The 12,484-nt window shown below is 68.3% G+C and carries 11 protein-coding genes; 7 read left to right on the top strand and 4 right to left on the bottom strand.

Annotated features, from left to right (window positions below; translation table 11 throughout):
* Window positions 1–5: 5 nt before the first annotated feature.
* From OOK40_RS04105 to OOK40_RS04095, 3 genes are read left to right on the top strand one after another with little or no spacing between them, the layout of a single operon-like run.
* Window positions 6–776: a metal ABC transporter ATP-binding protein gene (locus tag OOK40_RS04105; RefSeq protein ID WP_266476556.1), complete on the top strand. Its 771-nt coding sequence runs from the start codon at window positions 6–8 to the stop codon at window positions 774–776.
* Between the two features lie 2 nt (window positions 777–778).
* Window positions 779–1,672 carry a metal ABC transporter permease gene (locus OOK40_RS04100; RefSeq protein WP_266476554.1) on the top strand — a complete coding sequence of 298 codons (894 nt, stop codon included), beginning with the start codon at window positions 779–781 and terminating at the stop codon, window positions 1,670–1,672.
* A gap of 55 nt (window positions 1,673–1,727) precedes the next feature.
* Window positions 1,728–2,162, top strand: a complete 435-nt coding sequence (locus OOK40_RS04095; RefSeq protein ID WP_266476553.1) for a Fur family transcriptional regulator — start codon at window positions 1,728–1,730, stop codon at window positions 2,160–2,162.
* Window positions 2,163–2,165: 3 nt separating this feature from the next.
* Here the strand turns inward: OOK40_RS04095 and OOK40_RS04090 are convergent, their stop codons facing one another.
* From OOK40_RS04090 to OOK40_RS04080, 3 genes are all read right to left on the bottom strand, one after another.
* Complete coding sequence (locus OOK40_RS04090; protein WP_266476551.1) at window positions 2,166–3,707, bottom strand: hypothetical protein; 1,542 nt, start codon at window positions 3,705–3,707, stop codon at window positions 2,166–2,168.
* A gap of 97 nt (window positions 3,708–3,804) precedes the next feature.
* A complete protein-coding gene (locus OOK40_RS04085) occupies window positions 3,805–5,157 on the bottom strand; it encodes a carbohydrate-binding protein (protein WP_266476543.1) in 1,353 nt (450 codons plus the stop codon).
* Window positions 5,158–5,301: 144 nt separating this feature from the next.
* Window positions 5,302–6,903 (bottom strand): sigma-70 family RNA polymerase sigma factor, encoded by a 1,602-nt coding sequence (locus tag OOK40_RS04080; protein ID WP_266476541.1) that lies wholly within the window; start codon window positions 6,901–6,903, stop codon window positions 5,302–5,304.
* Window positions 6,904–7,556: 653 nt separating this feature from the next.
* On the opposite strand from OOK40_RS04080, the gene OOK40_RS04075 reads away from it, so the two are divergent.
* From OOK40_RS04075 to OOK40_RS04060, 4 genes are read left to right on the top strand one after another with little or no spacing between them, the layout of a single operon-like run.
* Window positions 7,557–7,871 carry a hypothetical protein gene (locus OOK40_RS04075; protein ID WP_266476539.1) on the top strand — a complete coding sequence of 105 codons (315 nt, stop codon included), beginning with the start codon at window positions 7,557–7,559 and terminating at the stop codon, window positions 7,869–7,871.
* Between the two features lie 19 nt (window positions 7,872–7,890).
* Window positions 7,891–8,577, top strand: a complete 687-nt coding sequence (locus OOK40_RS04070; RefSeq protein WP_266476537.1) for a hypothetical protein — start codon at window positions 7,891–7,893, stop codon at window positions 8,575–8,577.
* 30 nt (window positions 8,578–8,607) lie between these two features.
* On the top strand, window positions 8,608–8,991 hold the full coding sequence (locus tag OOK40_RS04065) for a hypothetical protein (RefSeq protein WP_266476536.1): 384 nt from the start codon (window positions 8,608–8,610) through the stop codon (window positions 8,989–8,991).
* A gap of 43 nt (window positions 8,992–9,034) precedes the next feature.
* Window positions 9,035–9,409 (top strand): hypothetical protein, encoded by a 375-nt coding sequence (locus OOK40_RS04060; RefSeq protein WP_266476535.1) that lies wholly within the window; start codon window positions 9,035–9,037, stop codon window positions 9,407–9,409.
* A gap of 148 nt (window positions 9,410–9,557) precedes the next feature.
* Here the strand turns inward: OOK40_RS04060 and OOK40_RS04055 are convergent, their stop codons facing one another.
* Window positions 9,558–12,419: an AAA family ATPase gene (locus OOK40_RS04055; RefSeq protein WP_266476533.1), complete on the bottom strand. Its 2,862-nt coding sequence runs from the start codon at window positions 12,417–12,419 to the stop codon at window positions 9,558–9,560.
* Window positions 12,420–12,484: the final 65 nt, after the last annotated feature.

The following is a 12,484-nucleotide window of genomic DNA, read 5'->3' as shown; positions in this document are numbered from 1 at the left end:
CAACCGTGGCATCGGTGAGCGAGCCCGTCATATCCGTCCGCGGGGCCAGGGCCTCGCTCGGCTCGCGACCGGTGCTGCGCGGCATCGACCTCACCGTCCAGCGCGGTGAGGTCGTCGCCCTGCTCGGCGCCAACGGCTCGGGCAAGTCCACGGCCGTACGGTCCCTGATCGGCCAAGTGCCGCTCACCGACGGTGAGATCGCCCTGTTCGGCACACAGCTGCGCGCCTTTCGCTCATGGGCGCGCATCGGTTACGTACCGCAGCGCACCACCGCCGCGAGCGGCGTGCCCGCGACCGTGCGCGAGGTCGTCTCCTCGGGCCGTCTGTCCCGCAGCAGGCTGGGCCTGCTGTCGAAGGCCGACCGGGCCGCCGTGCAGCGCGCCATCGAGCTCGTCGGCCTCACCGACCGCGCCAAGGACTCCGTGAGCGCACTGTCCGGCGGCCAGCACCAGCGGGTGCTGATAGCCCGCGCGCTCGCCTCCGACCCCGAACTGCTGATCATGGACGAGCCGATGGCGGGCGTGGACCTGGTCAGCCAGGAGATCCTCGCCGGGACACTGCGTGAGCAGGTCGCCGCCGGTACGACGGTCCTGCTCGTGCTGCACGAGCTGGGCGCGCTGGAGCCGCTCATCGACCGCGCGGTGGTGCTGCGCGACGGCTGCGTGGTCCACGACGGGCCGCCGCCGAAGGCTGTGGGCCAGCACGCCCTGCCCGGCCACGACCACGTACATCCGCACGCGGCCGACGAGCCGCTCCGCACGGGACTGCTGACCTGATCATGGAAATCCTCGAGACAGCTTTCATGCAGCGGGCGCTCATCGCCGCCCTGCTGGTCGGCATCACCGCCCCCGCCATCGGCATCTACCTGGTGCAGCGCCGGCAGGCGCTGATGGGCGACGGCATCGGCCATGTCGCGATGACCGGTGTCGGCCTCGGCTTTCTGCTGTCGACCAACCCGATCTGGATGGCGACGCTCGTCTCCGTCGTCGGCGCGGTCACGATGGAGCTGATCCGGGCGTACGGGCGCACCCGCGGCGACATCGCGCTGGCGATGCTCTTCTACGGCGGAATGGCGGGCGGTGTCCTGCTGATCAACATCTCGGACACCGGCTCCACGGCGAATCTCAGCTCGTTCCTGTTCGGCTCGCTGTCCACGGTCTCCGACGCGGACCTCACCGCGATCTCGCTGCTCGCCGCGTTCGTGGTGCTCGTCTCGCTGGGGCTGCGGCGGCAGCTGTTCGCCGTGAGCCAGGACGAGGAGTTCGCGCGGGTGACCGGACTTCCGGTGCGCTGGCTGAATCTGCTGATCGCCGTCACCGCGGCGGTCACGGTGAGCGTGGCGATGCGGGTCGTCGGGCTGCTGCTGGTCAGCGCCCTGATGGTGGTCCCGGTGGCCGCGGCCCAGCAGATCTCCCGCTCCTTCAAGGCGACCTTCACGGTGGCCGTGGCCATCGGAGTCGCCGTAACTCTGGCCGGAACCACCACCTCCTACTACCAGGACGTGCCGCCAGGAGCGACGATCGTACTGATGGCCATCGGGGTCTTCGTGGCGCTGACCGCTCTGGCGACACCGCTGGCGAGGCGGCGTGCACGCACACTGGAGGCGAACGCGGCGGAGTGCACGGCGGACCTGCCGGGCACCCGGCAGGCCGGCGACGACGTCAAGGTCTGATCGCGGGCCTGGCAGAATGGCCCGACGGATGTGCGGGCAAAGCGAGGAGGCAGCTGTGGTGACGGCGCCAACCGGCGGGAACACGGCCCCAGTGCGAGGCCGGTCGACCCGGCAGCGCGCCGCGGTGGCGGCGGCGCTCGACGAGGTGGACGAGTTCCGCAGCGCGCAGGACCTGCACGACATGCTCAAGCACCGCGGCGACTCGGTCGGCCTGACCACGGTCTACCGGACCCTTCAGTCGCTCGCGGACGCGGGCGAGGTGGATGTACTGCGCACGTCCGAAGGCGAGTCCGTCTACCGCCGCTGCTCGACGGACGACCATCACCACCACCTGGTGTGCCGCGTCTGCGGCAAGGCGGTGGAGGTGGAGGGCCCGGCGGTGGAGCAGTGGGCGGAGACGGTGGCGTCGCAGCACGGGTTCGTGAACGTGGCGCACACGGTGGAAATCTTCGGCACCTGCGCGGACTGCGCGGCGGCGGCCTCGGCCTGAAGGTCACAGCGGTGCCGGCGGCATGGATGGCGCGGTACCGAATGCGTGGAGTTCGATGCACGGCTCGGTGGTCGTCGGGCAGTGCGCGGTGACGTAGACACGGTGCGCGCCGTCGGCGGGGATGATCGGCACCGAGATGTCGTGCACGGAACCGTCGGCGGTTGGAGTGATCCGCGCCAGCGGTAATCGGGCAGGGGAATCGAGCACGAGCTCTATCCAGGCACCACCGCCCGGCGGCCCGGCAAGCCTGGCGTCGGCGAGGGTGTCCCCGCCGGCGAAATCGACACGGTCGTAGTGCAGGAGGGCGGAGCTTCCCAGCACACGGGTGCCCGGGTCGGAGCCGGCAGTCGTCCCCTGCTGGGACGTGTATGCATCGGCAGAGACGCGGTCTGTGGCCCGGAGCGTAGGGGAAGCCGGTGCTTCGGGCGACGGCTGGTCGTCCGGCGCGGGCGAGGACCGGGACGCAGATGGCGGGTGTCCCTGGCCGCCGCGCTGCTGATCGCAGGCGGCCAGCGCGGCCATGCCCACGCCAACACCGGTCAGGAAGCCGATGACCGCGACGGCTGCCCGGGATCGACGAACGATCCGCTTGGACGCCGCCCCCTTTCTTCCCCGGTGACGCGGGGCGGTGGCCGCCGGGGCCCGGCGTACGCGCGAGCGCTGTGCGGGGGTTTCGACCCGGGATCGCTCCAGCAGCCTCGTCAGGAACGGCGGATCGTCCAGTGGCACGGGGATGGCGGCCTTGGCACGCAGGTAATCCTGACCGGTCCACCATCCCAACAGCCGTACGGGCAGCTGCGCTTCGAGCTGTCCGTCGAGCCGGGACACATCCTTGTAGACACCCATGCATGCCGGACAGACGCGGAGATGGTCCGCGACCTCCTCGGTTGTCGGCGGCGCCTCGGGCCGCTGGGACAGCCGTTTGATCACCTCCCTGCAGTCCTGACGCTCCAGCCGCTCGAGATACAGATCCGTACGGGCCTGGCGCAGCGCGCTTCTGGCCTGTTCGCCTGCAGCCCGAACCGCATGGAGGGCCAGCCCCGTGATGCGGGCCGTCGACGCGGGATCGTCCCGGTCCACCACCGAGTGCCACAGCAGACACTGTGTGGTGACCGGGAGACGCTGGAACGCGAGAGCCAGCTGGCCGTCCTCTCCCCAGGGCCACCGGCCTCCCGCCTCGACCCAGGCGCGGAAGTCCGGCGACAGCGCTTCGCGCGCCCGATGCCAGCTCGTGATCGCCGTGGAGCGAACGTTGCCCAGTAACTGGGGTCGCAGGCAGCCCGGAAAACGTTGTCCGACGAACCCCTCCCCGGACACCATCCGTTGCAGCAGTTGCGCGAAGACTTGCGATGTCACCTCGTGCGCATGCAGTGGACCCGGCATGCATTGGGAGGCGTACGCCTGCACGGCGGCGTAGTGGCGGCGATAGAGATGCCGAAAGAGTTCGACTCGTCCTTTGCGCACCGCCTGAATCAGAGCTGTATCGGAAAGAGGCGGCTGTGACGGTCGCGAACCCAAGACCAATTGCATCGAGGAACCTTCCACTCAAGTCCGGTGGCAGCCATGGGTGAAGGCCCTCATGGCGCCACCGGCCTGCCGACCGGCGTCTTGCTCCGGAGCCGGCAGAGATTTCCGGGGAGACTCAGCTGAAGGTGAATGCGGTGATGCTGACGCAGGAATTGCCCGCAGCGCAGCACGCCGTGAGATACACCGTGTGGACACCGGCGGTGGGCCGCATGGGCGCATGCACCCAACGTGCCGAACCCGCTTCGGGGGCCGGGATCGTGGCCACCACCGGAGCGTCGGGCCGGTCGAGGCGGACGGCGATCTCGGCGCCGGGCAGGCCCTGGCCCATGAGGCCGAGCGTGATGCCAATCCTGGCGTCGTCACCGAAATCGACGGTGTCGAAGCGCAGCAAGCTGCCGTCGGTGAGGGTGCGGACCGTGCCCTCCGCGGCCAGGGTGCCGCTTTCCGCAGTGCAGTCGGCGGCACGGATCACGTCCGTCGCGGGGACGAGGCGGGGACTCACATGGCCTGCCTGACTCGCGCCCGGGGCGGTCGAAGGACTGGGGGCAGGAGCGTACGGGGCCGCGTCGTCGTGCGAGGCGCTCAGATTGCTCGGAGCGGGGACTACTCCCGTGGCTGCCGCACCACCGGCTGCCAGGCCCAGCCTCGGACCGGCGAAACAACGCAGCATGGTGTTCCGGCGGCGGGCACGTGGAACCCGGGAAGCGGCGCGCACGGCACGTGCGAGGAAGGGCGGGAAGCCGGCAGGCGGTGTTGTCGCGGCGCGTACTTCCTCATACCGGGTCCCTTCCCACCACCCGAGGAGTATGACGGGGAGCTGAGCGCGAAGCTGCCCGTCGAGATCGCTCAGTTCCGGTCGCGCTTCGCGGGAGAGAGCCGGCTCCGTGATGTCGGCGGCGGGGGCATTACCCTGCAGCGCCCGGTACGCCTCGCGCAGAGCGGTGCGGGACAGCTCCGCGAAAGCCCCGAATTCCTGCTTCTTCATGCCGAGCACTCGCGCGACGTAGGCCTCCGGGTCCCGTTCGACGACGGCGTGCCACAGGAATGCCTGCGAGCGCCCGGGCAGGAGGTGGTACGCCTCGGTGATTCCGGAATTCACCGACAGGGGCCATGTGCCCCCTGCCGCCGCCCAGTTGCGGAACCCGTCCGCCATGTCCCACGCCTCCGGCGCGCGGTTCCACTCGCGCAGCGCCAGCGTGCGCGCGGTGGTCAACAGGTGCACCCGTATCGAGCCTGCGGGTGGGCTACCGCCCAAAGTCGCGTCGTAGAGGTCGCTGAATACCTGTTCGGTGCCCCTCGAGACAGCGGCCCGGTCCTTGAAGCAGGTGGTGAGGTAAGCGACGACGGCGGGCCAGTGACGCACCACGACGGTCTGAAAGGCCGCCGTTCTGCCGTGTCGTACGAGCTGTCCGATCTCCGCATCACTGAAGCGCTGGTGGATGTGGTGGGCGAGGAGACTTCGGACCATTGGGTCCCCCGGGATGTGTGACGTTTGTACAGACGGTCACAAGGAGGACTGCGCCCGGCGGAAAACATCCCGCCACTTTACTAACGCTTTACTAAGAGGGCCCGTGCGGCGGTGACGGGCGTCGCACGGGCCCCGGCCAGTCAGTCACTTGCCGTCGAGGAGGTATCGGAGCCGTGCGCTGTTGTAGTAGTTGTACGTGATCACGACGGGGGCGTCCTTCTCGGGCGGCGTATCGGCCCACCAGTCCAGCATGCCGATTTGCATCTCGTCCCAGGGCTTGCCGTCTTCGAGTTCGGCACGCACCAGGTAGCTGCCGTCACTCTCTCCCCACCACGGGTCGAAGCGGAACAGCTGTCCTGTGGCGTCCGTGCGGCAGGGTCTCATCGCGATGGGGATGTGGTCGGCCTGCCCGCGTACGAGGGTGCCTTCGCCGTAGTCGATGCACTCGCCGGTGGCGGCGTTACGCAGCCAGGTGTAGTTCGCATCGCGCTTGAACGAGAAGGTCTCCCACACCTGGTCTTTGCTGTCGTCGCACGCGTTCTGTACGACACTCGTACCGGCGGGCTCGACGCACACTGTGCTGATTCCAGCGTTGCGGAGGCGGCTTGACCATTTAACGGCCCCGAGGTCGGCCCCGGTGGGCGATGGCTGCGCCGGTTTTGACTCCGTGGCGGAGGGCACGGCGTGGCGCGCCGCAGCGGCCTGGGAGGGCGTGGCCGTGAGGGTGACGGGCGGCTGCTGCTCGAAGACCGTAATGGGCGGCTGCCGTAATTGCGCAGGCGGCGAGCTCGCAGGCCCCTTCCCGTCGTCACCGAAAGGCATCGGCACGACGAGAACTGCGATCGCGATGGCGGCGACAACGGAACCGGCGACCGCGCCCGAGGACAACGGGGAGTCCTTGGCCTTGGCCCACCACCCCGTACCGCCGTCCAGGGGGAAGGAGCCGTCCGGTGCGCCGGGCGCGATGGCCATACCACCGGCACTCGCGCCCGCTTCCGCCAGCCGCGCCGCCACGTACGCCGAGCCTCCCCACAGCAGCAACCCGGCCGGCAGCACCGAGCCCAACCGCTCGTTGAGGGCCGTGAGTTCGAGGAGCGCGGCGCGGCAGCGCTCGCACTCCGCGAGATGCCGGTCGAGGTCCTTGTTCGTACGGCGGCCGGTGCGGCGCACGGCGGCGCCGAGCAAGGAGCTGTAGCGGCGGCACTCGTCGCTCACGGACGCGCTCTCGACATGCGCGGCCAGGTAGGCCTCGCGCAGACCTTCCCGGGCGCGGGACACCAGCGAGCTGACACCGCTCGCGCCCAGGCCGAGCACGGGGCCGACCTTCGCGGCCGGTTCCTCCTCGACGGCGGTGTGCCACAGAACGGCCTGCCACCGCTCGGGTAACGAGCGGAATGCCCGTAACACAAGGCTGCTCTCCTCCATGCGAAGCATCCGCTCCTCGCCGCTCTCCGCCTCGGGAGTGTCGGGCACGTTGGCGAGCCACTGCTCGAAGTCGGGCGACAGTTCGGTGCGACGAGCTGTGCCCGCCCAGTCGGCGGCGGTGCGGCGGACGACGGTGAGGAGGTACGGGCGCCAGGCGGCCTCCGGACCGCCGCCGGAGCGTACGGCTTGAAGCGTGCGGGCGAACGCCTCCGAGGCGAGGTCTTCGGCGGTGTGCCGATCGCGGCAACAGGCAAGTGCGTAGCAGAGAACGGCGGACCGGTGCCGACGGTACAGCTCCTCCACCGGGCCGTCGGACTCCAACTCTCGTATTGCAGCAGTGAGTTCGGCGTCAGACGGGGATGTCTCCTGGTAATCGGGCATGCGTCACCGAAGCCTTCCACAGGGGGGAACGGCATTCTGGCCGATGTTCGATTATCGGCGGAAGCGTCTCGGATGATTTGGTTCGAGGAGCGAAACGCCGAAGGCTCGTGACACATCCGCGCGTGAGAAATACGAAACATGGGCGTTACATGTCCGTCGCCTGCGCAGTGGCACGCGGTGCCTTCCGTGATCGTCAGTGGGCGCTGCCAGTACCGGTACGTGCCGGTGCCCGTGGCAGCGCATGAGTGGAGCCGCAGCCGCGGTTCTCCTGGTCTCTGCTCGGACCGTCGGGTCGGGGGCCGGGCTGCCGATCCCGTGGTTTCTTCCACAGAGTCTCGTGGTCGCCCACAGCCCTTTCCCTCGTGAACCGAAGACTTCAGGCGAAGCGCTTTACGTCAACGGCCCTGCCCTGCCTAACGTGACGAAGGCGCGGCACGAGCTTCGGCACCAAGAAACAGACAAGGAAAGAAATGCTCATCGCCGCTCCAGTACAGACAGAGCCTCCATGACACAGAGAAGAGAGTGGATCCGTGAACAATGGCCGGAAAGGCCTACTCGGCCTGGTCACGTTGGGGGTTACGTGCCTCTCAATCGTGGCGCTGACACCTGCTGCACACGCAGGAACCGACAACTACATCCAGATCACGCACAACGCCGGCTTCGTCGCGAACACCTGCTTCAACTGGCGCGACGCCGAGAACAAGAACTACTGCAACAACGCACGGCCGGTCGGGACTTCCTGGAAGGCGCATTTCCCCGCGGAGGCGACCGGAGCCATGATCGACCTGAGTATCTGGCCCGGCTACACCGCCAAAGCCAGCGCCGTGGTGACCGACACCAACCGGAACCACTGCTTCGAAATCAGCGGCAGCGCACTCAATCCGACGCTGCTCGAAACCGGCTGCTGAACGCAGGACAGGAGGAACAGTGATCTCGATGTCCCGAACAGGTCTCGTCGCCGGTCTGCTCACGACCGCAGTTGCGCTGACGGTACCGACAGCGTCCGCGGCTCCCTTCCCCGAGGTGAACGGTCACACGGACAACTGGGTGAACGAGGGAACTCCGTCGGTCGAGTACGACAACGGGTACAAGGTCGATTCACAGGCCGCGGTCCGGGCCGCCCTGGATCAGTGCAAGGACCGATCCGTGTCCTGCGTGACGACCACCCTCAGCACACCGACCCAGGTGACGAAGTGGTTCGACGTGGAAAACACCGGCACCGGCACCGGTCCTATCGAAAACTGCGGCCAGGGCGAAGGGGAAATCAACCAGACGATCGGCGGAACCCACACCTTCACCTGGGGGTGGAACGTGGGCGGCAGCGTTGATGTAACCATCAAAGAAGTGCTGAAGGTAGGCGCCACTGCGCAATACAACGAGAGCACCACCGAAGCCAAGAGCGGTGACATCAGGATCACCGTGAAGAAAGGCGAAAAGGGGATGCTCAAGATGGGCTACGACATGGAGCGCAGTATCTCCGATGTAACCGTCCAGGGCGGCAAGTTCGGCGGCGCGAAAATCACCGGACTGCGCCTGGAGATTCCCCTCAAGGGTGGCATGCGGGTGGGCACCGACGTAGTGCAGTGCGGTGGCACCCTGCTGAACGGCCGCTGATCCAGCAGGTCCTGCAGAAAGGTCAATCCCATGCGAAATGTGAAGCGGTCGGTGGCACGGGGTGTCGTCGGCCTCGGAGTCGCTCTGGCCGGCGCGGTGATGACGGCACCGCCGGCCTCGGCCGGATCGGGCAATTACATCGGGTTCACGAACAACGGATGGTTCGTGGTCGACACCTGCTACAAGTGGCAGTCCTCGACGACCCCCGACTCGTGCGACTACGCCAAGCCCATCAATACGGACTGGCGGGTGGAAATACCGGAGGATGCGACGGGTGTCAGGGTTGAAGTGACCGTCGCCGGACAGGTCGCCGGAGGCAACGTGTCGCCGCAGATCACGGACCTGAATCGCAGCCACTGCTACGAACTCAAGGGCACCACGTTCGGCCCGAGTATCGCCAAGAAGGACTGCTAGACCCGACTACGGGAGCGAGAAGATGAACGCTGGGCTGCGAAAAATGAAACGATCGGCGGCATACGGTGCCGCCGCCCTCGGAGTCGCTCTGGCCGGCGCGGTGATGACGGCACCGCCGGCCTCCGCGAGCTCGGACAACTACATCCGGTTCACGAACGACTCGGGGTACTTCATCGACACCTGCTACACCTGGAAGGGCACGGACGGCATAGAGAGCAAGAACTACTGTCACCACGCCAAGCCCGTCGGGACCGGCTGGGAGGCGTACTTCCCGGCGGAAGCGACAGGAGCCACCGTCACCGTGAACTTCACGGGCAGTCACTCGGTACCCATCTACATCGACGACGCCAACACGAATCACTGCTTCAAGTTCACAGGGGTCTGGCCGAACGGCCACGTCCTCCGCGTGCAGTGCTGAGCTTCCCGTCCGGCGGCTCGGAAACGACCGAGCACGAACGATAACCGTCGGAAGTCTTCACAGTCGGCCCCCGCGTTCCCCGGGCTCTCCACGAGTACCGGAGCGCGGGGGCCACTTCATGCGCCCGCCACTCACTGGCCTGTCGGAGTCACCCCTCGGCGTGGGGGTCTCTTGGGCCACGGGACGAGATGTCACCCAGCACGGCGACGAGTTCGGACCTGCCGGTGATGCGGAGCTTGCGGTAAGCCCCGGTGAGGTGGGTCTCCACTGTCCTCAACGACACGAAGAGACGCTCGGCGATCTGCTTGTTGCTGTATCCCTGGGCGGCCAAAGCGGTGACGCGTTCTTCGCCGGCCGTCAGGGAGCAGCCGTACGCCCCCCGGTTGCCGACGCGGCCGCCTGCGTCGTACAGCCGCTTCTGCAGGCGCCCCGCGAGCGAGGAAGCTCCGCACCTGACCGCGATGTCCAGCCCGCGCCGCAGGGCCTGACGGGCACCGTGCTTGTCGTCGCGCCGGAGCAGCGCGGACCCGTACTCATGCAGAGCGCGGGCGAGTTCGAGGTGAGCCGGCGTGCGCTCCAGAAGGCTCACTGCCTCAGCCAGGTGTTCCAGCCCTCGCGCTCCTCCGGCCACACTTCCGGCGGCGAGCAGCGCCACTCCGAGGGCTCGCGGGATCCGGCAGCGCCGCGCTAGATCGAGCTCCTGCTCGATCAAAGCTCGCGCGTCGTCGTGGTGGCCCAGGGCGAGTTGGGCGGCGGCAGCTCGGGAACGCCAAGGACAGATGACCGGATTGACCGTCCCCGCCGCATCGAAGTGGTGACCGCACTCACGGAGCAGCGACAGACCCGCACGGACATCCCCCCGCGCCGTACGCAGTGCTGCCAGGCTCATCAGGAACCGTGGCCACTCCCAGGAGACGTCAGTCGGATCCGCGGCGGAGTAAGCGCCGGCGATGTGCTCGGCGGCCTCCAGGTCCCCCTGTTCGAGGAGGGTGTCGATCCTGATGGTGTCCATCGTCATCGTGTACGGCCGTTCGCCGGCCGCGGAGGGTCCCTCGGACGCGGCCCGCGCCGCCGCTGCGGCCTTGCCGATGTCGCCCCTGCGGAGCGAAATCCCGGCCCGGTAGACCAGCAGGGACGAGGCCAGCAGCTCCAGACCCCTCCCTCTGGTCTCCCGGAGCAGATGAGTGCACAGGTGGTCGGCCTTGTCGAGCTCGTCCAGATACAGCAGGGCCTGGGCGACGAAGTAGTGCAAGGGGAAGAGGTCGTGGGAGAACGTCGGCAGATTGACAGAAGTCCGGTCCACCATTTCGGCGATGTAGGGGGCCGGTTGCGCCGCCCGCAAGGCGTTGAAGGCGCGGATCGCGAGGAGTTGCCGTTCCCCAGGGGTATTGCCGGCCAGTTCGGTGTCGAGGACGGCACGGGATGCGGTCCCCTCGGCCCGGGTGGAGGGGCGCTCGAACTCCAGCCACGAGCGCAGCGCGTGCATGCGGAGCAAGGGCTCGCGGTCGGAGGAGGCGAGGTCTGCCCGCACGGACAACTCTGCGGTCAGGTCGTCCAGATCCGGCGCATACGCCTTGCCTCGTGACAGGAGGTGGGAGTACGTCAGTACCCCGACGGCCTCCGAGCGGGCGGAGTCGTCGGTCAGGCCCTCAAGCGCGGCCGTCCCGTACGACACCGCCAGTCCCGTGTCGTAGTGGCTCGCGGCGACGGCGAGCTTAAGGAGCACCTGGGCGCGTTCCCCCGGCTGAACCGGTTGGTGCACGGCGTGACGCAGGTATGTCACGGCCGCCTCGGCCGCGCCTCGGCGCAGCGCCTCTCCGGCAGCCCGGCGCAGGACCGTCACGACCCAGTGCCCTGGCACCGGTCCGGCGGCCAGAAGGTGCGCCGCCACTTCCTCGTCGGGGCGGCCGCTGAGATGCAGCACATGAGCCGCCCGTGCATGCGCCTCACCGATCTCCTGGGGCGGCCACTGAGCCAGGACGACTTCCCGGACCACGGGATGTACGAAGCGCAGTCCATCCCCGGCGCGCAGCAGACCGGAAGCGTGGAGCTCCGCCGCCGCCGACCGGATCACGGCCTCACCTTTGCTGCAGTACGCGGCCAGCAGCGCGGGCGGCTTGTGGTCGCCCAGGATCGCCAGCCCCCGCGCCAGTGCTGCCATGTCATCGGATCCGTGGCCCAGCCGGTGCCCGATCTCGCGACTGAGCGTATGCAGCCCGAATGTCCTGATCTTCTCCCGGTCGTCCCTGGTGGCCTGTACGCCGCTGCGCCGTGCGTCGCACAGCAACGCGCGCAGAAAGAGCGGGTGCCCATCTGTAGCGGCGTGGCAGGCGGCGCAGAAGGACGGATCCGGCCGGTCCGTGCTGAACACCGCGGACACCAGCTTCTCCACACTGTGGACACGGAGCGGTTCCAGGACGACGCTGCGGCACGTCGAGGGGTGGACGAGATCGTTGAACAGACGGCCGGGGGCCGGTTTCTCACCGGTGCGGGTGGTGCCGGCCACGAGGATCGGATGCGCGTCCGCCCGGTGGACCAGGCGTGCCAGCCAGCGCAGCGACGGCGGATCGATCCACTGCAGGTCGTCGATGGCCAGCAGCAACGGCTGTCGGCGGGACAGGCGGAGGGCGAGGTTGTCCAGACCCAGCAGCGTCTCGGTGGCGTCGGAGCACCCGCCGGGCTCGTCGTCGTTCCTGTAGTTCTCGGGGTCCAGGATGCGCAGCACCGTATCGCCCGCTCCTTCCAGCAGGGACCGGCGATCGCTGTCGGAGGTGGCGGCCATGAGGGGCTGCAACAGCCGGCGGACCGCACCGAATGCGAAGTCCCGCTCCAGCTGCCGGCAGCGCACCCGCAGAATGTGAAACTTCCGGGCCCGGTCCAGCCAGAAGTGCAGCAGAGCCGACTTTCCGATACCTGCGTGCCCGTCAAGCAGCACCACGCGCGTCCGCTCCGACAGGACCTCTTCGGCCACCGCATCCAGGGCGGCCAGTTCATCGGCGCGCCCGACCACCGGCCACTCCCCGTAGGCCGATAAGCCCCTCGCCGACGGTCCCGAACCGGGCGATTCACCCCGAC

Source organism: Streptomyces sp. NBC_01481 (assembly GCF_026339995.1).
Taxonomy (GTDB): Bacteria; Actinomycetota; Actinomycetes; order Streptomycetales; family Streptomycetaceae; genus Streptomyces.
Note: the sequence above shows the minus strand (reverse complement) of the source record. Positions and strands in the feature narration are given on the sequence as shown.

Excerpts from the sequence above, each read along its gene's own strand:
- OOK40_RS04100 (WP_266476554.1), top strand. The coding sequence starts at position 779 with ATGGAAATCCTCGAGACAGCTTTCATGCAGCGGGCGCTCATCGCCGCC.
- OOK40_RS04060 (WP_266476535.1), top strand. The coding sequence starts at position 9,035 with ATGAAACGATCGGCGGCATACGGTGCCGCCGCCCTCGGAGTCGCTCTG.
- OOK40_RS04085 (WP_266476543.1), bottom strand. The coding sequence starts at position 5,157 with ATGGTCCGAAGTCTCCTCGCCCACCACATCCACCAGCGCTTCAGTGAT.
- OOK40_RS04065 (WP_266476536.1), top strand. The coding sequence starts at position 8,608 with ATGCGAAATGTGAAGCGGTCGGTGGCACGGGGTGTCGTCGGCCTCGGA.